Here is a 24,396-nt window from a genome sequence, read left to right as displayed (position 1 = left end):
GCGTCAGGCCAGTTCTGGTGTCGGCGCGAGCGTTCGGCAGATCACGTCGACAGCGAAGGCGACGTAGGCGCGGTTTTCGGACCGGTCGAAGCCCTGGTTCGAAAGGTGCTGGTGGAAGGGCCGGAACTGCAGCGAGCCGAGGAACAGGTCGGCCGCGTGTTCGGGGGGGACCGGGCGCAGGAGACCTCGCGCGATCGCCCGCGAAAACCAGGCCGCGATCTCGCGGCGCGCGCGGACGGGCGGCAGATCCTCCCGCCGCTCGGCCGCGGACTCCGCGTGCATGCCGGCCGAGCGGAGCACCGCGAGGCACGGCACGATGCGCTCGAGGTACACGAAAATTTCCTCGGCGAGCTCGTGGAGCTGCGTCCGCGCGTCGCGATCGTCCGGGCCCGAACGCACCTGGTCGAGCCACGGCGGCTCCGGCGGCGGTAGCAGCGCGGCGCGCAGGAGCTGCTCCTTCGTGCGGAAGCGCTGGAACAGCACCCCGTGCGAGATGCCGAGCCGCTCCGCGATGAGGGTCGTCGGGACGCTGGCGCCGTGCTCCAGAAAACACGCGCGCGCCTCTTCGAGGATCTGTGTGTCGGTGATGTTGCGCGGTCGTGCCATTTCTGTGACTATCTATCTTGTCACTTATTAATCGGGTGGGGCAAGTCCAGGACGTTAGGAAGGCAACGCACCATGACGATCCATCGCTTGAACGAGTTGTCGCGAGCGCATCTCCCCACGGCCGGCGGCAAAGGCGCGAACCTCGGAGAACTCACGCGGCTCGGGCTCTCCGTGCCGCCCGGGTTCGTGGTGAGCGCCGACGCGTATGGCGAGCATGCGCGCGCGTGGGGGCTCGCCGAGCGCCTCGCGCCGCACCTCGCCGCGGAGAGCTGGGACGCGGCGGCCGCGGAGGCGGCCGAGCTCTTCGAGAAGGGCGCGCTCCTGCCCGGGCTCGTGCACGCGGTTCGCGAGGCGCATCGTGAGCTCGGCGCGCCGCTCGTCGCGGTTCGATCGTCGGCCACGGCGGAAGACCTCGCCGACGCCTCGTTCGCGGGGCAACACGAGACCTACCTGAACGTCGCGGGCGAAGACGAGCTGCTCTCCGCGCTGCGGCGATGCTGGGCGTCGCTCTGGAGCGCGCGCGCCCTCCGCTACCGGGCGGCGCGTGGCGTGGATCACCTCGGGGTCCACATCGCGGTCGTGGTGCAGCGCATGGTGTCGGCCGATTTCGCCGGCGTCCTGTTCACGGTCGACCCGGTGGCCCAGCGCGCCGACCGCATGCTCGTGGAAGTCGCGCCGGGGCTCGGCGAGGCCGTGGTCTCGGGACACACGACCGGCGACATCTACCGCCTGCAGCGCGAGCCCCTGGCGATCGCCGAACGGGAGCAACGCGTGGCCGGCCGCCCGACGCCGAGCGACACCCTGGTGCTCCAGCTCGGCCGCCTCGCGCTCGACCTGGAGGCCCATTTCGGTTGCCCGCAGGACGTGGAGTTCGCCTTCGAAGGGGGCTCCGTCCACCTCCTCCAGTCGCGCCCCATCACCACGCTCGGCGCGGCCGAGATCGAGCCGCTCCCGCCGCCCGCGGAGCTCACGCGCATCCAGCGGAAGATGCTCGAAGCGAACGACAACGACCGATTCCCGGTCGCCCCGAAGCCGCTCGATCAATGGAGCTTCCGGATGGTGATCCCCGCGCTCGCCAACGCGGTGCGCGTCCTCGGGCTCGACATCGACGACGCTGCCGTGCACGCGACGATGGCCGAGGTGTGGCGGGAGTTCATCGTCCTGCCGGCGCCGCGACCCACCTTCCGCCTGCTGGGTTTGCCCCAGAGGGTCGCGGCGGCCCTGCGCCACGACTGGATGGCGTGGTGGGAGGCCGAGGCGTTCGTGCGGATCGTGGAGGTCTGCGCGCCGGTGGACCTCCGCGCCCTCGACGACGCCGCGCTCTTCCGCCGCGCCGATCGGATCGAGGAGACCACGCGCGAAATCCTGTTCAAGCGGTTCGAGGGGATCCTCAGCCAGATGGCCGTGGTCGCCCTGCGACTGCCGGTCACCGTCGCCGTGGGGCGGAAGCGGGCCGATACCGTCCTCGGCGACCTCGTCTCGGGCCTGCACACGCGGACCTCGGAGGTCAACCTCGCGCTCTACCACCTCGCGCGCAAAGCCGTGAGCGCGGGGCCGGAGGTATTTCTCGCGATTCGCGAGGGGCGCCCCGAGGACCTGCGTGCGTCGGAGGTGGGCCGGGCCTTCCTCGCCGAGGTCGAAGCCTTCCTCGACGAGCACGGGCATCGGGAGACCACGGGCTTGTACCTCTCGGCGCCGACCTGGCGGCAGGATCCCGCGCCCATGTGGGGGCTTTTGCGTGGCCTGCTCGACGCGACCGAGCCGCCGTCCGAGGAGGCCGGGTACAAGCGTTACGAAGCGGCGGTCGAGGAGGTCACCCGCGCCATTCGTTTCGTGCCGGGGCTGTCCGACACGTTCCGCAGCACCCTCGAGCGGCTGCGGAAGGCGATCGTCTTCCGGGAGCGCTCACATTACGACCTCGCCCGCGTGTTCTCGGCGATGCAGGCGATCGTGGCCGAAATCGCGCGCCGCCTGCACGAGCGCGGGCAGCTCCCGAGCCCCGACGACATTTTCTACCTGACGGAGGCCGAGATCCGGGCGTGGATCCACGAGGGCGTGCCGCCGCTCGGCGAGGTGAAAAAGCTCGTGCAGCGCAGGCGCGCGACGTACGGGGTGGTCAACGGGAAATGGCAGAAGCGGGCGTTCGGCGCGGGCGCAGAGGGCGCCGCGGGCGGCGACGAGCTACGCGGCACGGGCGCGTCGTCCGGCGTGGTCCGCGGCAGGGCGCGCGTCATCCGCGACGAACGTGAATTCGGGCGCCTCTTGCCCGGCGAGATCCTCGTCTGCCGGTACACGAACCCCGCGTGGACGCCGCTCTTCACGCTCGCCGCGGGCGTCGTGACGGACACCGGCGGCGCGGCCTCGCACGCGGCCATCGTCGCGCGCGAGTACGGGATCCCCGCGGTGCTCGGGGCTTCTGGCGCGACGACGCGCATCACGGATGGCCAGGAGATCCTCGTCGACGGGACGGAAGGCCGCGTGCTGCTGTTGCGCCTCGGCGTCACGGGCGAGGTCGCCTATGCCTGAGCCTTCGTCCCGCGTGCCGGTGCGGCTCCTCGTCGCCATCGCCTTGTCGGCGGCGCTCGCGCCGCTCAACTCCACGATGGTCGCCGTGGCGCTGCCGGAGATGGCGCGCACCCTGCCGGCCGACTCCGCCACGCTCCGGCAGGCGCTCGTGACGAGTTATCTCCTCACGAACATCGTCCTGCAAAGCCCCGGCGGAAAGCTCGGGGATCGCCTCGGCCACCGGCGCGCGCTCGGGCTCGGTCAGCTCCTCCTGGCCGTCGGCGCCGCGCTCGCCTACGTCTGGCCCGTGCTCCCGGTGCTCGCGGTCTCACGCATCGTGATGGCCGCGGGCGGCGCGATCCTGGTCCCGAGCTCGACGGCCCTGCTGCGCACGGAGCTTCCGCCCGAGGTACGTGGACGCGCCTTTGGCGCGTTCGGCGCGGTGATGGGGCTCTCGGCGGGCACCGGCCCGATGGTCGGGGCGCTGCTCGTCGGGCGCTTCGGGTGGACCTCGATTTTCCTCGCGAACGTCCCGGTGCTGCTCCTCTCCGCGGCGCTCGCGCACCTCGGCGCGCCGGCGCGCCCTCGGGCCACGACGCCTGCCGCGCCACGCCCGCGTTTCGACATCCTGGGCTCTGTGCTGCTCGGGGCCTCGCTCGTGGGGCTCGTCCTCGGCCTCGAATCCGCCCACCTCCGCTGGGCGGCCGTGCTCGGAGCGCTCGGCCTCGTGCCTTTCGTGTTCTGGGAGCGTCGCGCCGCGGACCCCATCATCGACTTCTCTCTGTTCAAATGCCGCGCTTTCGTGGGGGGCAGCCTGATCATCGCCGTCCAGAACTTTGCCATGTACGCGACGATCTTCGAATTGCCGCAGGTGGCGGGGAGGCTTTTCGGCATCGCGCCGCGTGACGTCGGGCATACGCTACTCGGCATGATGGGGACGATGGTGGTCGTCGCGCCGTTCGCGGGGCGCAGCTCGGATCGGTTCGGGGCGCGCGTGGTGGCGCTCGCCGGCTGCTTGCTCGGCATTGCCGGCATGTTTTTCCTCGCGGTTCGGCCCTTGGGCGCGATCACGGACGCGATCCCGGGCCTCGTGATCCTCGGCGCCGGCCTCGGCCTCTCGTCCGCGCCGTCGCAGTCCGCGGCGATGAGCGACGTCCCTCGGGAAAAAAGCGGCATGGCCGCGGGCCTCACCTCGACGATGCGTTATCTCGGGGGCATCGCGGGCCTCACCGTGCTCGGCCTCGTGCTCACGGATCGCCCGGATTTCGAGGTGGTGAGGCACGAGCACACCACGGCCATATCCATCTACTGCGCGTCGCTGCTCGTGACGATCGGCTGCGCCTTCCTCCTCCCCGGCCGCGCCGCTGCGCCCGTGCCCGCCGCCGGCGCGCGGTAGCCCAGCCAGAATCGAGCCTTCCTGGTAGACGCCGTCCCCTCGGTCGTCGAACATCCCCCGGCCGATCCCCCACGGTATCCCGGAGGCCCTTCACGATGGCTCGAGACCGCGCCCGCTTCCCCCAAGCTGCCCTCGACTCGCTCCGCTCGAATTTCCGCGGCGAGCTCATCGATCCCGACCACGCCCGGTACGACGCGGCCCGCGTCGTCTGGAATGCCCGCGTCGACAAGAGGCCTGCGCTCATCACGCGTTGCGCCGGGGTCGCGGACGTCCTCGCCGCCGTGCGGTTCGCCCGGGAGCAAGACGCCCGCGTCGCGGTGCGCGGCGGCGGGCACGACATCGCGGGCAACGGCGTATGCGACAGCGGGATCGTGATCGACCTGTCTCCCATGAAGGGCGTCCGCGTCGATCCTGCGCGGCGCACCGTGCGCGCCCAGGCGGGGCTCACCTGGCGCGAGCTCGATCACGAGACGCAGGCGTTTGGCCTGGCCACGACCGGCGGCCAGTGCTCCGCCACCGGGATCGCCGGGGTCACGCTCGGCGGAGGCATCGGCTGGCTCATGCGGCAACATGGCCTCACCATCGACAACCTCCTCTCGGTGGATCTCGTGACCGCCGACGGCCGGCTCGTCACGGCGAGCGCCGACGAAAACGCCGAGCTCTTCTGGGGGCTCCGCGGCGGCGGCGGCAATTTCGGGATCGTCACCGAGCTCGAATTGCGCCTCCACCCCGTCGAGCAGGTCATGGTCGCGATGCTGTTCCACCCGGCCGAGCGATTCGCGGATGCGCTGCGTTTCTACCAGACGTTTGCCCGGACCGAGCCGGAGCGCATGAGCAGCACGCTGATCCATATCGAGCTCCCGCCGATGCCTGAGCTCCCGGAGCGAATGCATGGCACGCCCGGGCTGATCCTCGCGGCCTGTTACAACGGCCCGAGCGTGGATGCGGAGGCGGCCTTCGCGCCGCTCCGCGCGTTCGGCCCCCCGTCCGCGGAGATCGTGAGCCCGATGCCTTATACCGTCCTGCAAAGCATGTTCGATGCAGCGCCGGCGGGAGCTTACGGCTACGGCCAATGCATTCGCGGGCATTATGCCTCCACGCTCGGCGACGACGGCATCGAGGCCATCGCCGCAGAGCTTCGCGCGGCTCCGTCTGCGGGATGCCTCTTCGAGATCGCCCACCTGGAGGGCGCGATCGCGCGGGTCGACGAGGACGAGACCGCGTTCCCGAGGCGCAAGTCTCCCTTCTTTTCGATGTTCCAATCGACCTGGAAGGACCCGGCCGACGCCGAGCGCCACATCCGCTGGACGCAGGACGCCTGGAAAGCCATGAAGCCGTTCGCCGCCGAGGGCGTCTATTTGAACTTCATCGACGCCGACGAACCCGCCGGGCGGGTGCAGGAGACCTACGGTGAGGCCAAGATGAAGCGCCTCGCGGCCCTCAAGCGCGCCTACGACCCGACGAACTTCTTCCGGTTGAACAAGAACATCACGCCGTAAAGCGCTGCGACGCCCCTCCGTCCTCGCGCGTGGTACGGTGCCCTCGATGAACGCCAACGTCGCCCTCGGAATCCTCGCGCTTCTGGCGGGCGCCCTCTGGCGCCTGGAGGTCGAGTGGCGCGGCTGGGAGGGGCTCGCCTGGACGGGCTACTTCCACCTCGCGGTGCCGGCCGCCGTCGCCTCGTTCCTCGTCTGGACCTGGCTCTTCCTCGACGCTCCCTCGCCCCGACGGCGTGCCGCCATCGTCGCCGTGCTCGCGCTCTTCGCGGCGCTCGCGGTGCCTCTCACCGAGGGCTCCCTCCGCACCGCATTCAGCCGTTTCTTTTTCGCGAGCAGCCTGCCCTGGCCCCTGCTCTTCTGGTGGCTCCTCACCCCTTCCCTCGTCGTCGGCATTCTCCGGGCGTTCCGCGTCCCCGTGGAGGCTCGGCGCTGGGTCCTCGGTCAGGCCCTCTTCGTGGCGGCCTGGCCCCTGGCCGCCACCGTCATCCAGGTCTTTCCCCAGCACGGGCACACCGACGCGATACACGCATTCAAGAGCGGCCTCGTCGTGCCCTTTTTCGTGATCGCGCTCGGCATCACCATTCCCACACGAAACGACCGACGAAACGCATGAAAACCGCTGGTGCCATCGGGGCCTTGCTCCCTGCAATCATGTTCCTCTCGGGCTGCGGCGGCGCGGCCGAGACGGTCCCCAGCGCGCCGCCACGCGCCTCCACGGCGAACAGCGCCCCTCCAGCGGCGAGCGCTACCGCTTCGGCAGCGTCGATTCCCGCGCCGGGAAGCACGGGGCCGGCTTCCCTCCCCGCTCCCCTCCCCCTCCCCGCGCCCACGTTCACGGGGACAGCGGGAAAAGGCCTCTTCCTGCTCAAGCCGGCGCGTGTCTTCGACGGCGATACCGCGCGACCACACGAGGGATGGGTGGTCCTCGTGCGTGGCAATCGTATCGAGGCGGCGGGGCCCGAAGCGAAGGTGCAGACGCCGGGCGACGTGGTGATCGTCGAGCTGCCGAACACCACGCTCCTGCCCGGGCTCATCGAGGGGCATTCGCATTTTCTATTGCACCCGTACGACGAAGCCTCCTGGGACGCGCAGGTGGCCCGCGAGCCGCTCGCCCTCCGCGTCGCCCGCGCGACGAATCACGCGCGCAGCACCCTCCTCGCCGGCTTCACCACGGCCCGTGATCTCGGGACGGAGGGCGCGGGATATGCCGACGTCGGGCTCAAGCAAGCCATCGACCAGGGGATCATTCCTGGCCCGCGGATGATCGTCACGACGCGCGCCATCGTCGCCACGGGCAGTTATGGTCCGAAGGGCTTCGATCCCGGCTTCCACGTGCCACAAGGCGCCGAAGAGGCCGACGGGCACGATGCGCTCCTGCGCGTCGTGCGTGACCAGATCGGGCACGGCGCCGATTGGATCAAGGTCTACGCGGACTACTACTGGGGCCCCGGCGGCGACGTGCGGCCGACGTTTTCGGTCGAGGAGCTCCGGCTCATCGTGGAGACGGCGCATTCGAGCGGCCGGAGCGTCGCGGCGCACGCCTCGTCGGCCGAAGGAATGCAGCGCGCGGCCCTCGCCGGTGTCGACACCATCGAGCATGGAGATGGGGGGACGCCGGAGGTCTTCCGGCTCATGGCCAAAAATCACGTCGCGTTTTGCCCGACGCTCGCGGCGAGTGAGGCCATCGCGCGGTATCGGGGCTGGAAGAAGGGCAGCACGCCCGAGCCCGAGAGCCTCACGAAGAAGCGCAAGGCCTTCAAGGCGGCCCTCGAGGCGGGGGTGAGCCTCGTGAACGGCAGCGACGCCGGCGTGTTCGCGCACGGAGACAACGTCCGCGAAATCGAGCTGCTCGTGGACTACGGCACGAGCCCGGTCGATGCGCTGCGCGCGGCGACCTCCGGCGGGGCGAAGGTGCTGCACCTCGAAGCGGCGATCGGCGCGGTCGCGGCCGGCAAGCTGGCCGATCTGATCGCGGTCGAAGGGGATCCCACGCGGGAGATCGCGGCGCTCCGGAACGTCCGGTTCGTCATGAAGGGAGGGGCCGTCTACAAGCGCCCGTGATGGCCACCCGCCGTGGCCGCGCGCGGGCGCTCGCAAAGCCGCGCGCCCGCTTCTCCGAACGAACGATCCCGACCCCGAAACACGTGGGAATGCGGCGGTAGCGGAAGTGGAGGCGGAGGCCTATGGATTCGGCCGCGGGCGCTCTCGCCCTTTTCCCACCGGGCGCGTCGGTTGGTGGCGTCGATAAAGAGAAAGTTGGAGAGGGGCCCGGAGGACGAGGAGCCGGTGCCTTTCATGTACACGCTGACAGAGACGCTCTCCGAACATGACGGAGTCGCCGTTTATCGTGGACGCAGGGACGCCGATCAACGTCCGGTGGTCATCAAAAAGCTCGATCCGCGGCGGTGCCGGCCCAGGGATCTCGAGCGCCTGAAGAACGAGTACGAGATCGGCAGGACGCTCGACACCTCCGCGGTCGCGAAGCCGCTCGCGCTCGAGTCGCTGGAGGGGTCGCCGGCCCTGGTCACCGAGGACGCGGGCAGCGTCTCGCTTCTCCACCTTCTCGGGGCGCCGATGGGCCTTTCCAGGTTTCTCCCTCTCGCGGTGGCCATCGCCCAGGCCGTCGCGGAGATTCACGCCGAGAGCGTCATCCACAAGGACCTCAAGCCGGCGAACATCCTCGTCCATCCCGCGACCGGCGCCGTCCAGATCGCCGATCTGGGGATCGCCACCCGGCTCCCCCGCGAGCTGCGCGCCGCGCAGCCCCTTCGCCTCATCGAAGGCTCCTTGCCGTACCTGTCGCCGGAGCAGACGGGGCGGATGAACCGCGCCATCGACAATCGCTCCGATCTCTATTCCCTCGGCGTCACGTTCTACGAAATGTTGACGGGCCGGCTGCCCTTCCAGGCGACGGATTCCCTGGAGTGGGTGCATTGCCACATCGCTCGGTCGCCCACCGCACCCGCGGACCTCGTGCCGGACGTGCCGGACGTGCTCTCTCGCATCGTCGTCAAGCTGCTCGCCAAGGGAGCGGAGGAGCGATACCAGAGCGCTGCCGGTCTCCGGCACGACCTCGCGCGTTGCCTCGCGTCGTGGCAATCGACGCGCCGGCTCGATCCCTTTCCCTTGGGCGAGCGAGACGTCGCGGATCGATTTCAGGTCCCCGAGAAGCTTTATGGTCGTGACGAGGAGCTCGCCGCGCTCCTCGGGGCGTTCAGGCGGGTCGTCGCCCAAGGGACCCCCGAGCTCGTGCTCGTCTCCGGCTACTCCGGCGTCGGCAAATCATCGCTGGTGCACGAGCTCTGCAAGCCGATCTTCCGGGAGCAGGGCCTGCTCGTCTCGGGGAAATTCGAGCAATACAAGCGCGACATCCCCTACGCCACGATCGCGCAGGCCTTCCGCAACCTCGTGAGCGAGCTCTTCGCCCAGACCGACGAGCGGATCGAGGCCTTTCGGCAGCGGCTCCGGGCCGCGCTCGGGGTGAATGCGCAGCTCATCGTCGATGTGATCCCCCAGATCGAGCTCGTGATCGGCCGGCAGCCGCCCGTCCCGGAGCTGCCCCTCGCCGAGGCGCAGAACCGCTTCCACATGGTGTTCCGGCAGCTCGTCTCCGTGTTCGCGCGCGCCGAGCACCCCGTGGTGGTCTTTCTGGACGATCTCCAGTGGGCGGACTCCGCCAGCCTCGACCTCCTCGCGCACCTCGTCACGCACCCCGACACGAGGCATTTTTTTCTGATTGGCGCGTACCGCGACAACGAGGTCGACCCGTCGCACCCGCTCCTGCGCATGCGCGACGAGGTGCAGAAGTGCATCGTGGTCCGTGACATCGTCCTCGCGCCCCTCTCGCCCGCGCACGTGGCCGAGCTCGTCTCCGACATCGTCCACCGCCGCCCCGAGGAGGTCGCCTCGCTCGCGCGGCTCGTGCACGACAAGACCGCCGGCAATCCCTTTTTCGCCATACAGTTTCTCACGATGCTGCACCAGGAGCACCTGATCACGTTCGATCCGCGATCGGCGTCCTGGTGCTGGGACATCGACAAAATCCAGGCGAAGAATTTCTCCGACCACGTCGTCGACTTGATGGTGGGAAAATTGAGGCGCCTCGCGGCGACCACGCAGGACGCCTTGAAGCTCGCCGCCTGCGTCGGGAACATCGCGGAGACCCGTGTCCTTTCGATGATCGACGGCCGCTCCGAAAGCGAACTCCACGGCGCGCTCTGGGAGGCGGTCCACGAGGGGCTCGTCCTGCGCCGCGACGACACGTACGAGTTCCTTCACGACCGGGTGCAGGAGGCGGCGTATTCGCTCATCCCCGAGGAAGAGCGGCCTCTCGTGCACCTCCGGATCGGAAAGCTGCTCGTCGCGCACGTATCGAAAGAGGAGCTCGAAGAGCGCATCTTCGACATCGCCAACCAGTTGAACCTCGGCGCGTCCCTGCTCGCGTCCCGCGACGAAAAAGAACGGGTCGCGGAGCTCAATCTGATCGCTGGAAGGAAGGCGAAGGCCTCCACGGCCTACCTCTCGGCCATCAAATACTTCTCGGCGGGCATGGCGCTGCTCGCGCCCGATGGCTGGGAACACCACTACGACCTCACCTTCCATCTGCACCTCGAGCGTGCCGAGAGCGAGTTCGTGAGCGGCGGGTACGCCGCGGCGGAGGGCTTGCTCTCGGGCATCCTCCGCCACGCCAGGACGAACGTGGACCGCGCGCGGGCGACGTCCGTCAAGGTGTACCTGCACGCGATCCAGGATCAGTACGACCAGGCCGTGGCGGCGGCGATCGCCGGCCTCGCCCCGTTCGGAATCGTCCTTTCGCCGCATCCCAGCCGGGACGAGGTCGATCGGGCGTACGCGAGGATCTGGCGAATGCTCGGCGAACGGCGCATCGAGGACCTCATCGATCTGCCACCCATGACCGACCCCGACGGGAAGGCGGCCCTCGACATCCTGGTGGCCATCAATTCGCCGGCGCTCTACACCGACAACAACCTCGTCTGCTTGACGACGTGCCACAGCGTGAACTTGAGCCTCCAGCACGGCAACGCCGCGGGTTCGAGCTTCGCTTATGTGTTCTTCGGCATGCTCCTCGGGCCCGAGTTCGGCCAGTATCGCCTCGGCTTTCGTTTCGGGAAGCTCGGTTATGATCTGGTCGAGAAGCGCGGCTTTTCCGGCTACAAGGCGAAGGTCTTCCTCGAATTTTTTCTCCTCTCGCACTGGGCGCGGCCGGCCTCGAGCCGCCGGGCCCTCTGCGACAGCGCCTTCGCCGCGGCGCTGGAGGTCGGTGACCAGACGTTCGCCTGTTATGCCGGCAATAACCTCGTCACGTACCTCATCGTCAAGGGCGAGCGATTGGACGAGGTCCAGCGCGAATCCGAGCGGGCGCTCTCGTTCGCGCGCAAGGCGAAGTTCGGCATGTTCGAGAGCGTCATTGTCGTCCAGCAGCGCCTCATCCAGAACCTCCGCGGCCTCACGGCGCATTTCGGATCGTTCGACGGCGCGGGCTTCGACGAGGCGGAGCACGAGGCCTTCCTGGCCGAGCGCCAGGCGAGCATGGCGATCGCCGTCTGCTGGTACTACGTCTGGAAGACCCAGGCGCGCTTCATGTCCGGCAAGTACGAGGAGGCCGTCTCCGCGGCGCGCAAGGCTCGTTCCCTCCTCTGGTCGTGCCCCTCGTTCGACGAGGTCTCGGAGTGCCATTACTACGGCGCGCTCTCCCTCGCGGCCCGCCATTCCAAGGCGCCGCCCGAGGAGCAGGCGGACGCCATGGCGCCCCTTCGCGCCGACCAGGAGCAATTCCGCGTGTGGGCGGACAACTGCCCCGAGAGCTTCTTCAACAAGTATGCGCTCCTCTCGGCCGAGATCGCCCGCATCGAGGGCCGTGATCAAGACGCCATGCGGCTCTACGAGCAGGCCATCCGCTCGGCGCGCGAAAACGATTTCGTTCAGAACGAGGGGATCTCGTGGGAGCTCGCTGCCCGGTTCTATCGTGACCGTGGATTCGTCGTGATCGCCGACACCTACCTCCGCGAAGCCCGCGCGTGTTACGTCCGCTGGGGGGCCGAGGGGAAGGTGCGAAGCCTCGACCGATCGTATCCGCACCTGCTCGAAGAGAGGTCCGCCGCGCCGACGGCCACATGGGCCATGCCGGCCGAGCAGCTCGACCTCCTCGCGGTGGTCAAGGCATCGCAGACCATCTCGGGCGAGATCGTGCAGGAAAAGCTCATCCACACGCTGCTCCGGGTCGTCCTCGAGCTCGGCGGGGCAGAGAAGGCATACCTGCTCATCGCCCGAGGCGGCGCCTTGTGGATCGAGGCGGACGCCACGCTCGACGCCGAAGGTTCACGCGCGAGGATGTCATCCCCCCTCCTCGCCGAATCCTCGGGGCTCGTCCCCGCTTCCATCGTGCATTACGTGCGTCGCACGAAGGAGCGCCGGATCTTCGACGACGCCAGCGCCGAGGCGGGCAGGTTCTCCTCGGACGAATACATCGTGCGGCGCGCGCCGAGGTCGGTCCTGTGTTTGCCCATTCTCCGGGGGGCCGAGGTGTTCGGCCTGCTCTATCTCGAGAACAACCTCGTCCCGGGGGCCTTCACGGCGGAGCGGCTCTGCGCCCTCGAGCTCGTCGCTGCGCAGGCCACCATCTCCCTGGAAAACGCCCGGTTGCTCTCCAGCGAGCAAGCCGCGCGGCAAGCGGCCGAGCAACACGAGCGCCGCTCGGCCTTCCTGGCGGAGGCGAGCGAGAGCCTCGGCGATTCGCTCGAGTACGAGCAGGTCCTCCGCTGCCTCGCGGAGCTCTGCGTCCACGGCCTCGCCGATTGGTGCGTGATCGACGTCGTCGAGAACGGACGAATGCGACGTGTCTCGGGCGTCCACCGAGATCCGGCGAAGCAGCCGCTGCTCGACGAGCTTCAGCGGCGCTACCCGCCATCTCCTGGTTCGCCGCACCCCGCGGCGCGGGTGATACAAAGCGGCTCGCCGCTCCTCATGCCAGAGATCACCGAGGAGATCTTAGGCGCGACCTCCGTGGATGCGGAGCATTGCAGGATCCTCCGCGAGCTCGGGTCCACGACGGCAATGTACGTGCCGCTCATGGCGAGGGGGCAGATCTCCGGCGCCGTGACCCTCGTCTCTGCCGATCTCGTCCCGCCCTACGGGCCCGCGGATCTCGACGTGGCCGAGGAGCTTTCCCACCGTGCCGCGATCGCCATGGACAACGCGCGGCTCTACCGCGCGACGCAGGAGGCCGTTCGTATGCGCGACGAGTTCATCGCGGTCGCCTCCCACGAGCTACGCACGCCCATGACGTCGCTCGGGCTCTCCCTCCAATCCCTCCTCCGGGCGAGCCGGTCGCAGCCGCCCACCGCTCACAAGCCAAACGAGGACATCATCCGGCGCGCCTGTCGCCAGAGCGATCGGATGAACAGGCTCATCGACGAGCTCCTCGACGTCTCGCGGTTCGATTCCGGGCACATCGCGCTCGAGACCACGGACGTCGATCTCTGCGCCCTCGTCCACGAGGTCGTCGCGCGGTTCGATCTCGATCTGAAGCGCTCCCGATGTCCGGTCCGAATCCACGGCGAGGCGCCCGTCATCGGCGTCTGGGATCGGTCGCGCCTCGAGCAGGTCGTCACGAACCTCCTCGGCAATGCCATCAAGTTCGGAGGCGGCAAACCCATCACGATCGCCGTCCGCAAGGAGGCGGGCAGCGCGAGGCTCGTGGTCTCGGACGAGGGGATCGGGATCGCGCCGGACCAGCAAGCCCGTATCTTCGAGCGCTTCGGGCGCGCCGTCTCGGTGCGCCATTATGGAGGGCTCGGCCTCGGCCTGTACATCTGCCGCAGGATCGCCGAGGCGCACGGCGGCTCGATCCGGGTCGAGAGCGGACAGGGCATCGGAGCCACGTTCGAGGTCGAGCTCCCCGGTGCCACGTAGCTAGCCCTCAGGCAGGGTCGTGATAAACGTCCCGGAAGACGAGCATCTCGCCGAGCTTGCGCTCGTTGTCGCGAGGAAAGCCGCACGCCGGGGCGAACTCGTCCGCGTCCTTGTACGTGCCGAAGAGCCGGTCCCACAGCGGCAGATCCGAGAAGTTGTACCGGTGCACGTCGAGCTGATGGTGCACCGAATGTAGCTCGGGCGTCTGGATGAACCATTTCAGCCAGCGCGGGCTCTTGAAATTGCCGTGGTAGAAATACTCCCCGGTCGCGGCGAAGAAGTTGAACCAGAACGCGCCTTCGAGCGAGATGCCGAGCAGGAGATACGCGATCGCCGCGCTGAGCAGCGCGTCGGAGAACATCTCGACGGGGTGCTTGTAGAAGGACGTGAGGATCTCGATGCGCGCGGGCGAGTGGTGGATCTGGTGGAAGATGCGCCAGAAGCCGTCAGCGTGGCGTAGGCGGTGCCACCAGTAATAGAAGAACGTGCCCACGAACCACGCCACGAGCCCCTCGAGCCACGGGCGTTCGAGCGCGGAGAGCGTGAAGAGCGAGGCGCCCTCGAACAGCCTCGCCCAGACGCGATTGAGCGCGAGCGTGATGCCGAGCTGCGCGAGGTTCAAGAAGAGCGCGCGCACGTGCCAGCCGGTGACGTGCGGGAGCGCGCGGCCTGGCCGCACACGTTCGAGCACGAGGAACGCGAGCGTCGAACCGATGGTGAAGAGCGTGGGGAGCGTGAGATGGGGCATGCGTCGCGCCGCGGAACATACCAGCAGAACGAGCGGCGGCGAAAGCGGGCACGACGTCCTCAGTCCACCTCGACGACCGTCTGCGCGACGACCTCGCCGACGCGCGCTTCCACGCGGCAGGTGCCACGCGAGGCCGCGCGAAGCTCCCACGCCGACCGCTGATATCCACGCGAATGCGGGAGGTGGAAGTCGAGGACCTCGAGCGCGCGCTCCGGCACCGGCGCGGGCGCGAGGGTGCAGACCTCCGGCGTCGTCGAGCGCGGCGCCTCGATGATCCCGGCCATCGCACGGCCGTCGGCGGCACGCAGCCGCACGAACAGGAAATGCCGCGCGCCTTGGTGCAGGTAGCTCACTGGCTGGTCGAAGCGCGGCGCCGGGGGAATGCAGCCGTATCCCACGTTGGTGTCGTCCGCCTGGAGGTCGAGGTCGATCGACACGACCACGCTCGGCTCGACCGACTCCGTCCGGATCGCCGCGCCGAGCAGCGAAAGTCGACCCTCGCCGGCGCGCTCGGCGCGCACACGTAGCCCTGTCTCCGTGCCCGGCAGCAACGTCACCGCCCCCTCGGCGCGCGTGGCCTCGAGGGCCCGATCGCCGACCACCTCCCGCCCCTGCGCGTCGCGGACGCGAACCGGCAGCCGCACGTCGGCGCCGACCAGAAACAAGACGGGTTCTTCCGCGGTCGCACCGGCAAGGGGAGGCACGAACTCTGCGCGGACCGCGGGCGCGACGACCACGGAGACACGTGCGTGCTCGCCGTGGCCATCGAGGAGCAGCGCCGTCGAGCCGGGCGCATGGCCGCGCACCACGAGCCGACCGGGGCGCTGCTCGACGACTTCGAGCGTCGTGGGATCTTCGCTCCGCACCTGCAGCGGGAAGTACGCGCTGGAGCTCAACGAACCGTCGCAGCCGAGGCGGCGCAGCCCCTGCAGATGCAGCTCGGTGGTCGCCCCGGGCGCGATCGCGGGGCTCGGAACACCTGCCGCCGTGTGCTGCACCTCGAGCAGCGTGTCGTGACACACCTGGGGACCACAACCCGAAAGCGTCCCGACGAGCGTGGACACGAGGAACACGTACGACGGCACGCTCGGGCCGTGCCTCTCCGCGTTGCGCGCCATGGTGCGGAGCCTATCACACGCCGATGCACCCAAGCCCCATCAACGTCGCCCTCACCGCCTCCTCCAGCGGCGTATACGGCTCGCTGCCGAGCACTGCGACGAGCTTCCGGTTCTCCATGCGAATCGGCGCCTGCCACAGATAACGCATCTCCTTTAGCTCGCGAAACAGCGGCACGAACGGCGAGGCGATCCCGAGCGCCCACCACGGAAACGCTCGCACCTTCGGCTCCGCGCCGCCCGTCGCTCCGGCCACCACGCGGCGGATCGCATTCACCATCCGCGTGCCGTCCTCGTCCCAGTGGCCGGCCATGTGGAATGCGGCGAAGTCCGGGAGCGCCTCTTCGCGCTCGATGAGCTTTACCATCGTCGTTGCCACGTCGGGCAAATACGACCATTGATGGCCGACGCCGGGGCGGCCGGGATTGCTGATCGTCCGGACGGGCTGCCCGGGTTTGACGAGGCCCTGCGAGAACCAGTTGTTGCCTGCGCGCGGGCCGAAGTAATCGCCGGCGCGCACAACCAGGCTGCGCACGCCGGAGGAGGCGGCGGCGGCGCGCAGCCGGCGCTCCAGCTCGACGCGGATCGAGCCTTTGCGCGAGAGCGGATTCTGGGGCGAATCCTCGTGCAGCACCGGGAAGGCATCCGGCCCGTAGTTGTAGACGGTGCCTGGCAGCACGATCCGCGCGCCGGCGGCGCGGGCCGCGGCGATGCTGTTTTCCACCATCGGCAGCACGAGCTTCCCCCAGTTCCGGTAGCCCGGCGGGTTGACCGCGTGCACGAGGATCGACGCGCCCTCTGCCGCCCTCCGCACGTCATCGCCGTTCATCGCGTCGCCTTGCACCCAGGAGAAACCATCGTTCTGCGCCGTCACGCGGCCCGCATCCCGATGCAGCGCCCGCACCAGAAAGCCCGCGTCGCGCAGTTGCCGCGCCACTTCGCCGCCGATGCCGCCCGTCGCGCCCAGAACGAGGACCGTCTTCTTGCTCGCCATCACCTTGCTCCTTGCTCGTGGCAGGAGTGTGGGCTCGGCCTGGTAGAATTGAAATTGCACAAGAAATTGCACCCGCTATACGGTTCTGTATGGCGGACGCGGAACCCGGCTGGGAGCTCTATCGCTCGTTTCTCGGCGTCTTGAAGGAAGGCAGCTTGTCCGGCGCGGCGCGCGCGCTCGGGCTGACGCAGCCGACGGTGGGCCGGCACGTGGAGGCGCTGGAGCAGGCGCTCGGCCTCTCCTTGTTCACGCGCTCGCAGCTCGGCCTCGCGCCCACCGAGGCTGCGCTCGCGCTCGCGCCTTACGCCGAGACCCTGGCCGCGACGGCGGCCGCCCTGCTCCGCGTGGCCGAGAGCCAGGGCGACGGGGTGCGCGGCACGGTGCGCATCACGGCCAGCGAGGTGATCGGCGTCGAGGTGCTGCCGCCCATCCTGGCCGCGCTGCGCGAGCAGCATCCCGCGCTGAAAATCGAGCTCGGGCTGACGAACCGGGTGGAGGACCTCCTGAAGCGCGAGGCCGACATCGCGGTGCGCATGGTGCGCCCGAGCCAGGACGTGCTCTGGGCCCGGCGCGTGGGCGCCGTCGAGCTCGGCCTGCACGCGCGCGAGGACTATCTCGCCCGTCACGGCACGCCGCGCAGCTTCGGCGAGCTTTTGAATGGGCACGCGATCATCGGATTCGACCGCGAGACGGCGTTTCTCCGTGGCGCGCGCAAAGCGCTCGGTCCGCTGCGGCGCGACGCGTTTTCTTTGAGGGCCGACAGCGACCTCGCCCAGCTCGCCGCGATCCGCGCCGGTTATGGCATCGGGGTTTGCCAGGTCGGGCTCGCCCGGCGCGACGCGCGCCTGGTCCGCGTGCTGCCGAAGGCCTTCTCGTTGCCGCTCGAAACCTGGGTGACGATGCACATGGACCTGCGGGACAACCCGCGTTGCCGCGTCGCCTTCGAGGCGGTGGCGGAGGGGCTCCAGGGGTACATCGAGGGAGAAGCGCGGTGATCCCACCCTCCCCGCGTGTCACTCGCCCTGCCCGCCCTCCGTGCGCGCCTGTTCTGCGTGTCACCCGCGCTCCCTGACCGGGATCGGCATCCTCTCCACGTGTCACCTCCCCGAGCCGCACCCGCGCGGCGCCTGTGACACGTGTCACCTGCCCTTTCCGCGCGCCGGGACGTGCTGACACGCGTGTCGATGCAGCGAGGAGCACGGATTCGCCCGCTGCCACGCGGGTCATCTTGCGAGCCCGAACAGCCGTCGCGATTGGCACACGTGCCAGGCACCGTGCCGGCACAGGACCACCACCTGACACGTGTGGAACCCCCGAAACGAGCACGAAATCGGCAATGGAAACAAAAAACCCCCTCTCCGGGGAGAGGGGGCTTCGGGGTGGGGGCGTCTCAGCCCCGCGGGTGCGTGCGGCTCAGGTCAGCTTCAACTCACGGGCGCAGCCGGCTCCGCCGCCTTTTTCGCCGACGCCCGGCTCCGGGTGGGAATCACCTCGTGGATGTCGACCTCGCGCAGCCCGTGACCCTTGTAGAGCCGCTTCAAATTCGCGAGCTCCATCTGCGCGGCCCGTGCGAGCGCGGTCCTCACCCGTTCGAGCATGTCGAGCTGGGTCTTCGCGGCCGTCGCCGGCTCCACCTTCGCTCGTAGCGATGCCGCCGCCGCCTCGACGGCGTCCGCGGCCGTGTCCCGCGCGTCCGCGGGCAGATGCGGGTGCACGCCGCTCCGGAGCAGCGAGACCAGGAGCTCCATGCGCCGCGGCTGCGTGGCGACGTCGCCGTCCGTGTAGAGCGCGGTTCCTCCGGGGAACAAGAGGCTCAGGTGCGCGTCCACCGCCGGGCGCCCGAGCGCGTTCCAGACGTCGTCCGACACCTTGCCGAGCAGCTTGTCGGCCTTGATGTTCTCCGCGGCCAGCGCTGCGACGGCCGGCCCTGCCTTGGCTTCTGCCTCGGCGATCTGGGCCTTCACGTGGGTCACCACGGCGAGCACGGGCCCGATTCGTTGCTCGGCGAGCGCCTGAAACGTCCCGCCCCGCGCGACGGCGCGTTCGTACGTCGTGCCGACGTCCGCGAAAATGTCCTCGACCGAAGCCTGCTTGCGAATGACCTTACCCATGAGAAACCTCCCTATGTTGGGGGGCGACGAGCGCCTCGGACGGGAGAGGGAGCAAAGGGCGGACCAGGGGCGCGACACGGGGACGTGGAGCGCTCATGTCCCCACCTTGTCCTACCTTTATGGTCATGCTGTTCCGATTTTTTTAAACGAACGGGCCCCTCGACACATGGAGACAAGCGAGGGGACGTGTACCCGGCGCAGGGCTGGGTCGTCCTCCCGGGGCCCGCTCGGGCCGGGTGGATGTGCATGCGCGATCAGAAGATTTACTTCGCCACGAAAGAGCAAGCGCAGGCGAGGAGCAATGGTTCGTCGCGGCCGCGATGGCCGGAGGAAACGGAGCAGGACGAATGGACGACGAGCCTCTTGGAGGTGCGCCTGGGACGAGGGCTCAGCGTTTTCGTGCAGGTTCGGCTCGAAGAGATCCGGCAGGCCGCGCCCGCGGAGGTCTGGCTCGATCTCGTCGATGCTGACGACGAGATCCTCGCGAGTAGCTCGGTCGAGCTTGCGGCGAACGACGCCGCCGCGTCGTCGTTCCGCGTTCGGGCCGATCCGCGCGTCGTGCGAAAACACACGGTGTGGGGCGTGCTCTTGTCGCTTTACGAGACGGTGCACTTGCGCTGGCAGGTGCAGCTCCTCGACAAGGCGGGGCGGGTGCTCGGGCGGCGATCGGTCGAATGCGAGATGAATGGAACATGACGCCAAACACAAATCTCCCTGGCCCGTTCGATGAACTGCGCGTTGCGCAGTTCATCGACCCCGAGTCCAGCGCTTGCGCTGGTCCGGGTCCAGGGGCGGACAGCCCCGGTGGGGCCTGGGGCAAAGCCCCAGCGAAGCGCCGCCGCGCTCATCCCGATGCTGAGCCCACGCTTTTGCTCCGGATCTCGTCGATCACGGCGTCGATTGCTGCGCGGCGATCGGGCCGCAGACGAGGCCGCGCGCGCAGCAGCGGCGACACGGCGGCTTCCCCGAGCACGAGGAGCCCGGCCCGCGCCGCCCGTGAGACGCCGGCATTCGTGTGAACCAGACGATCCGCGATCGCCGCGACGGATTCCACGTCGCCGCCGAATGCGAGGACGCGGATCGCCAGCCGGACGGTCGTGGGGTCGGGATCGTCGAGCAGCGCGCGGGTGGCGTGGAGATAACGGTCGCGTGGGGCCAGGGTGCGGAGCAGGCGGTGGGCGTGGAGGCTCACGCGGCGCGAGGGGGAGCGCACGTGGCGCTCCAGCAAGGCGAGGACACGCTCGCGCTCGGAGGGGCGCTCGGCGCGGCTTGCGAAATAGGTGAGGAGTCGGCGCGCATTCTCCGGATCGGCCGAATCGAGCGCCGTGTCGAGGGCGCGCTCCGCCGCGGCGCGCAAGGTGCGGTCGAGGAGATCGAGGAGGCCGGGGGATCGCGCTTCGGCTTCGGCGAGGAGCTGCAGGGCCGCCGTATCGGTGGGACGTACCAGGGTCGGGAGCACCCGCGCGACGAGCGCGGGAGGTTGATCGCGGAGCGCGTCGAGGAGGGCGCCGAGCACGGCGTCGCGATGCGCGCCGGAGAGCGCGGGATCGAGGGCGCGGCAGAGCTCGCGCGCACGGCGTTCGTCGTACCAATCGGTGAGGCGCGCGAGGAGCGAGAGTGCTGCGGGAGATGGGGAGGAAGAGGCCCACGCCGCGATTGAGGGGCCGAGGCCGGCTGCATGAAGAACGCCTGTGCCCGCGGCGCGTAGACAGAAACGAATCCACGCTGCGGGGTCCTCCGATGTGTGCGCGAGCTCTGCGAGGAGCCTGGGGACGGCGCCTGCGACGCCGATGATATCGAGCGCGGCCAGATCCCCGGCGCGGAGACGGGCTTCGATGTGCGGCAGGACGTCGGCCGCGGGGAGCGAGCGCAAAGCATCACGCGCGGTCCCGGCGACGCGGGGATGCGACGATGCATGGAGCGCGAGCAACAGAGGAATGCGGGATGCCGGGGGCAAGGAGACGACGGCGCCGAAGAGGTGGAGCTCTGCGGCTTCGGTCGTCGCGTTCGCGACGGCCTTTGCAACGGCTTTCGTGTCCTGCTCGTCGAGCGTCATCACGAATGAGCTGCGGAAGGCCCCCGCGAGCCATGCGCCGAGCACGTACGCGCGGTCGTCACGATCACCCGCGCGAAGCAGCGCCGCGGCCGCGGCCTCGCGGACGCCGGTGTGCGCATCTGCGAGCAAGGGGCGCAGGAATGCCGGATCTGCATGACGCCTGCGGGATAACTCCGTGATGGCGCGCTGACGCACCTCGCTGCGCATCTCGCCCTGCGCGAGCTCTCGGAGCGGTTGCGTTCCGAGCTCCCCCAAGAACGCGAGATCCACGAGGGCCTGCGCTCGCTCTGCCGGACGCTCGGCCACCCATCGCTGCGCGAGCGCCCACGCTGCAGCAGCTCCCTCGCGCTCGGCCACGAGCGCCGCGACCTCCGCGAGCGGAAGCGCGTCCCGACCTTCCAGCGCTGCGAGGAGGTCGTCTTCCCGTCCCCCGTCGAGCCAGGCGCGGAGCAATGCGGGACGCTCGCTTGGAGGCGTGAATGCAAGGGTCCCCTCCCCTGCGAGCCGGAGCACGAGCGCGGCCTGCGCCCGCACGTCGGGGCGCGGATCGCGGCTCCGAGAGCGCGCGGCCTCGGGCCCCCTCTGGCGGATGGCCGCGGGTAAGAGCGGCGCATGGCGTGGGTCGATCGCGCCGTCGATTTCGATGAAGGGAAGCACGCGGCTCGATACGAATGGATCCGTCGTGCGGGCGAGCAGCGCGATCGCGTCGTTGCGGGCCGCAGGGGCGAGCTGCGAGAGGAGCGTCGAGAGAACGCGCTGCTCGGGCACGGTGAGCTGGGAGCTGACCGAGCCTGCCCGTTCGGCCGCCGCGCGAAGGCTCGCGATGAGCGCGGGCGAAGGCTCGGGGAGGAAGGGCGCTTCGCGGATTCGCCTTCGAAGCTCCACGACGTGTCGCTGTGCGTTGGCGCGCGCGAGACCGGTGCGCAGGGGGCTCTCCGGCGCGACATCGATTTCGTGCGGAATGCGAGCGCGAGCGCCGCGGCGCCCGAGCGCGGCGTCGAGGTCGGCGAGGTTCTCGGCATGCGCGGCATACACATGCACGAGGAGGGCGCTCGGAACGTCGGGCCGACACGTCACGAGCGCGGCGAGCTCGTCCGGCGAGAGGTCGCCCGCGATCGTGGACGCGAGCAGATCTTCGTGGCGTCGATCCTTCGCCGAGGCGAGCCTGTCGACGAGCAGCGAGCGGAAGAAGGGCCCCGCGATTCCCATCAGCGCATCCTTCGCGAGCTCTCGGAGCCCAGGCTGATCCTGCACCGCGAGCACCTCGACGAGCGCCGGAATCACGTCGAGATCGCGACTCCGGGCGAGCACCTCGGCGGCTCCTTTTTTTAAATTCATGTTCGGATGGAAGAGCCACGCGGCGATCACCTTGCCGAGGCCAGGCACGGCCGCATTTCCGAGGGCGAGCAAGGCCTGACGCGCGACGGGGAGCGGCAGCTCTCTGCTCAGATATGGCAGGAGCCAGGCTGCACAAGCGGGCCCCGCGGCCGCGAGGCAGGCGATTGCGCGTTTGCGTATCTCGGGGTTTTCCCGGCGCAAAAGTGGACGCACCACCCGCACGAGGTGCGGATGGTCGCACCCGATCACCGCGTCGAGCAGCAGCGTCGTTTCGGCCACGGATTCGGCCCGCAGGCGGAGCCTCCGCAGCGCGGCCTCCGCCACGAGCGCGGCGCCTGGATCCGCCGCACCTTCCAGGCACGCGAGCGGCGGATCGGGCGTGGCGAGGCGCTGTCCCAGCGTGCGCAGCGCGGCTCTGGCGAGATCGCGGACGTCTTCGTCGGCGTCCGTCAAGAGCACGGCGAGCGGATCGATCGCGATCGGCCCGCCCGTGCGACCGAGCGCGCCGATCGCCGAGGCGCGGAAGGGGTGCCCGGGCGCCTTTGCAATGGCGGCGAGCGCGTCGATTTGCTCGGCGCTCGCGTGGGCCTGCAAGGCATCGAGCGTCTCGGGGGCAATCGCGCCATGCTCGGCCGCCGCGGCGAGCACGCTGGGGGAAGGATCCAGCCGGAAGAGCACACGCAGCCCCGCCGAGAGCCAGGGCGGCGGGGCTGCGTCGAGCAGCCTTCGCAATCGTTGCGCCGTGGCCGCCCCGCCGAGCCGACCGAGGGCGAACAGGCACGCGTCCGGCTCGGTGTCGAGCCTCGCGAGGACGACGGGCTCCGCCGAGCGCTCCTCCAGCCGGCCGAGCTCGCGGATCGCGCACCGCGACAGGATGGGATCCGCGGATTGCTCCGCCATTTCGAGGAGGCGTGTGATGGTTCGTCGCGTACCGAAGGAGGCGAGCAATCGCGCGGCTCTGGCCTTCGACGCGCCGCGGGTGATGCATGCGTCGATCGCCGCGACGAGCGTATCGGCGCGGCTGCTCGCGCTCTCCGCGATCGCCTCGATCGAGAGCGCCTCGAAGCGGAGCACGAGCTCGATGGCGCGGCGCGCCTGCTCTTCGTCCGGCGAGGTTCCGCGACGCTTGAGGCCACGGAGCGCCTCGATCGCCTCCGGGCCCGCGCCTGCAGGATCTTCCTCCGCCAGCGCGAGCACCATCTCCACATCGTCGGCCTCGCCGAGGGCGCCGAGCATCAGGAGGGCCTCGCGCCGAACGCTGCGAGCGACGTCTTCACACGTCGCGAATCGCCGGACCCACGCGACATCCCTGCGCGCGGCCGCGAGGCGCAGCGCCGCGAGCGCGACGGCCTCCCCTTTCATCCATGCGGCGAGGGATGGACAGGACAACCCTTGTGCCCAGGGCTCGGCGAGGAGCCCGAGTGCGCGCGACGCCACGGCCTCGGACGAGCGGCGCGTGATGTCGAGCAGCACCTCGGCCGCTTCCGCCGGCGCGAGGAGCGCACGCGAAACCCCTGCGCGCGCGAGATGGATCGCTTGATCGTGCATCGCAGGTCGCGCATGGGCCGCCACGCGTCGAAAGAGGCCCGATGCGAGGGCCCGTTCGACGGGCGCGAGCGCGACGGCGCGCAGATCCATCGGCGAAGCCTCCTCCAGCGGCAGGAGCTCGGGCGACGCGAGGAGCGCGGAGCATCGATAGCGGCACGCGAGCTCCGGCGGGAGGTCTTGCGGGGGCCTCGGAATCGGGATCGGCAGGCCGGCGATTGCGAGCTCGGCGAGGGCCATCTGCGTATCGTAGGGCAGCGCGAAGAGGTCCGCCGGTATGCAGGCTGCGAGCGCCTTGGGGTCGTCGTCCCCTTCGTTCACGCGCTCCGCGAGCGCCTTTGCGGCGGCGAGTGACACGGCCGGGTCCGCCGAGGCCAGGCTCTCCGCGAGGATCACGAGCGGAGGCCGGTATGTCGCGAGCATCCAGACGGAGGCTTCCGCGCGCATCAAATCGCTGATCACGAGGCCTCGTACCCCAGCGTGATGCCCGAAGCCAGCGCCTTCGCCGGCTTGCCGCGCTCCCCCGCGGCCCCACGTGTCCCCGGAGACCC

At 69.6% G+C, this 24,396-nt stretch carries 14 protein-coding genes; 8 read left to right on the top strand and 6 right to left on the bottom strand.

All coding sequences use genetic code 11. The features are described from left to right. Positions 1 to 3 precede the first annotated feature (3 nt). A complete protein-coding gene (locus QHF84_RS27100; RefSeq protein ID WP_281316331.1) occupies positions 4 to 606 on the bottom strand; it encodes a TetR/AcrR family transcriptional regulator in 603 nt (200 codons plus the stop codon). A 72-nt stretch (positions 607 to 678) separates the two neighbouring features. Between QHF84_RS27100 and QHF84_RS27095 the strand changes: the two genes are divergently transcribed. The 6 genes from QHF84_RS27095 to QHF84_RS27070 all read left to right on the top strand — a co-directional run bounded on the left by QHF84_RS27095 (position 679) and on the right by QHF84_RS27070 (position 13,938). Then, positions 679 to 3,132, top strand: a complete 2,454-nt coding sequence (locus QHF84_RS27095; protein WP_281316330.1) for a PEP/pyruvate-binding domain-containing protein — start codon at positions 679 to 681, stop codon at positions 3,130 to 3,132. After that, the gene (locus QHF84_RS27090; protein ID WP_281316329.1) at positions 3,125 to 4,507 is read left to right on the top strand and encodes an MFS transporter; all 1,383 of its coding nucleotides are present in this window, start codon (positions 3,125 to 3,127) and stop codon (positions 4,505 to 4,507) included. Before QHF84_RS27095 ends, QHF84_RS27090 begins: the two co-directional genes overlap by 8 nt. 95 nt (positions 4,508 to 4,602) lie before the next feature. Further along, the gene (locus QHF84_RS27085; protein WP_281316328.1) at positions 4,603 to 6,006 is read left to right on the top strand and encodes an FAD-binding oxidoreductase; all 1,404 of its coding nucleotides are present in this window, start codon (positions 4,603 to 4,605) and stop codon (positions 6,004 to 6,006) included. A gap of 46 nt (positions 6,007 to 6,052) precedes the next feature. Beyond that, the gene (locus QHF84_RS27080; protein ID WP_281316327.1) at positions 6,053 to 6,619 is read left to right on the top strand and encodes a hypothetical protein; all 567 of its coding nucleotides are present in this window, start codon (positions 6,053 to 6,055) and stop codon (positions 6,617 to 6,619) included. Continuing rightward, positions 6,616 to 8,067 (top strand): amidohydrolase family protein, encoded by a 1,452-nt coding sequence (locus QHF84_RS27075; RefSeq protein ID WP_281316326.1) that lies wholly within the window; start codon positions 6,616 to 6,618, stop codon positions 8,065 to 8,067. Before QHF84_RS27080 ends, QHF84_RS27075 begins: the two co-directional genes overlap by 4 nt. Positions 8,068 to 8,301: 234 nt before the next feature. Continuing rightward, on the top strand, positions 8,302 to 13,938 hold the full coding sequence (locus QHF84_RS27070; RefSeq protein ID WP_281316325.1) for an AAA family ATPase: 5,637 nt from the start codon (positions 8,302 to 8,304) through the stop codon (positions 13,936 to 13,938). A 7-nt stretch (positions 13,939 to 13,945) separates the two neighbouring features. Here QHF84_RS27070 and QHF84_RS27065 read toward each other — a convergent pair whose 3' ends face one another. Genes QHF84_RS27065 through QHF84_RS27055 form a run of 3 tightly spaced genes read right to left on the bottom strand, consistent with a single transcriptional unit; the run spans position 13,946 to position 16,795 of the window. Further along, on the bottom strand, positions 13,946 to 14,686 hold the full coding sequence (locus tag QHF84_RS27065; protein WP_281316324.1) for a sterol desaturase family protein: 741 nt from the start codon (positions 14,684 to 14,686) through the stop codon (positions 13,946 to 13,948). A gap of 59 nt (positions 14,687 to 14,745) precedes the next feature. After that, a complete protein-coding gene (locus tag QHF84_RS27060; protein WP_281316323.1) occupies positions 14,746 to 15,804 on the bottom strand; it encodes a hypothetical protein in 1,059 nt (352 codons plus the stop codon). A 13-nt stretch (positions 15,805 to 15,817) separates the two neighbouring features. Next, the gene (locus QHF84_RS27055; RefSeq protein WP_281316322.1) at positions 15,818 to 16,795 is read right to left on the bottom strand and encodes an NAD(P)H-binding protein; all 978 of its coding nucleotides are present in this window, start codon (positions 16,793 to 16,795) and stop codon (positions 15,818 to 15,820) included. 89 nt (positions 16,796 to 16,884) lie between these two features. Between QHF84_RS27055 and QHF84_RS27050 the strand changes: the two genes are divergently transcribed. After that, complete coding sequence (locus QHF84_RS27050) at positions 16,885 to 17,790, top strand: LysR family transcriptional regulator (protein WP_281316321.1); 906 nt, start codon at positions 16,885 to 16,887, stop codon at positions 17,788 to 17,790. Positions 17,791 to 18,219: 429 nt separating this feature from the next. On the opposite strand, the gene QHF84_RS27045 is transcribed toward QHF84_RS27050, so the two are convergent. Further along, a complete protein-coding gene (locus tag QHF84_RS27045) occupies positions 18,220 to 18,906 on the bottom strand; it encodes a hypothetical protein (protein ID WP_281316320.1) in 687 nt (228 codons plus the stop codon). A gap of 246 nt (positions 18,907 to 19,152) precedes the next feature. Here QHF84_RS27045 and QHF84_RS27040 point away from each other — a divergent pair, with 246 nt between their 5' ends. Then, a complete protein-coding gene (locus QHF84_RS27040; RefSeq protein WP_281316319.1) occupies positions 19,153 to 19,602 on the top strand; it encodes a hypothetical protein in 450 nt (149 codons plus the stop codon). A gap of 148 nt (positions 19,603 to 19,750) precedes the next feature. On the opposite strand, the gene QHF84_RS27035 is transcribed toward QHF84_RS27040, so the two are convergent. Beyond that, positions 19,751 to 24,307 carry a hypothetical protein gene (locus QHF84_RS27035; protein ID WP_281316318.1) on the bottom strand — a complete coding sequence of 1,519 codons (4,557 nt, stop codon included), beginning with the start codon at positions 24,305 to 24,307 and terminating at the stop codon, positions 19,751 to 19,753. Positions 24,308 to 24,396: the final 89 nt, after the last annotated feature.

It is taken from the genome of Polyangium sp. y55x31 (genome assembly GCF_029946505.1).
Classification (GTDB): domain Bacteria; phylum Myxococcota_A; class Polyangia; order Polyangiales; family Polyangiaceae; genus Polyangium.
This window is presented reverse-complemented; position numbering and strand designations above follow the sequence as displayed.

Coding starts and splice junctions, on each gene's coding strand:
- QHF84_RS27100 (WP_281316331.1), bottom strand. CDS start 606: ATGGCACGACCGCGCAACATCACCGACACACAGATCCTCGAAGAGGCG.
- QHF84_RS27095 (WP_281316330.1), top strand. CDS start 679: ATGACGATCCATCGCTTGAACGAGTTGTCGCGAGCGCATCTCCCCACG.
- QHF84_RS27090 (WP_281316329.1), top strand. CDS start 3,125: ATGCCTGAGCCTTCGTCCCGCGTGCCGGTGCGGCTCCTCGTCGCCATC.
- QHF84_RS27085 (WP_281316328.1), top strand. CDS start 4,603: ATGGCTCGAGACCGCGCCCGCTTCCCCCAAGCTGCCCTCGACTCGCTC.
- QHF84_RS27080 (WP_281316327.1), top strand. CDS start 6,053: ATGAACGCCAACGTCGCCCTCGGAATCCTCGCGCTTCTGGCGGGCGCC.
- QHF84_RS27075 (WP_281316326.1), top strand. CDS start 6,616: ATGAAAACCGCTGGTGCCATCGGGGCCTTGCTCCCTGCAATCATGTTC.
- QHF84_RS27070 (WP_281316325.1), top strand. CDS start 8,302: ATGTACACGCTGACAGAGACGCTCTCCGAACATGACGGAGTCGCCGTT.
- QHF84_RS27065 (WP_281316324.1), bottom strand. CDS start 14,686: ATGCCCCATCTCACGCTCCCCACGCTCTTCACCATCGGTTCGACGCTC.
- QHF84_RS27060 (WP_281316323.1), bottom strand. CDS start 15,804: ATGGCGCGCAACGCGGAGAGGCACGGCCCGAGCGTGCCGTCGTACGTG.
- QHF84_RS27055 (WP_281316322.1), bottom strand. CDS start 16,795: ATGGCGAGCAAGAAGACGGTCCTCGTTCTGGGCGCGACGGGCGGCATC.
- QHF84_RS27050 (WP_281316321.1), top strand. CDS start 16,885: ATGGCGGACGCGGAACCCGGCTGGGAGCTCTATCGCTCGTTTCTCGGC.
- QHF84_RS27045 (WP_281316320.1), bottom strand. CDS start 18,906: ATGGGTAAGGTCATTCGCAAGCAGGCTTCGGTCGAGGACATTTTCGCG.
- QHF84_RS27040 (WP_281316319.1), top strand. CDS start 19,153: ATGCGCGATCAGAAGATTTACTTCGCCACGAAAGAGCAAGCGCAGGCG.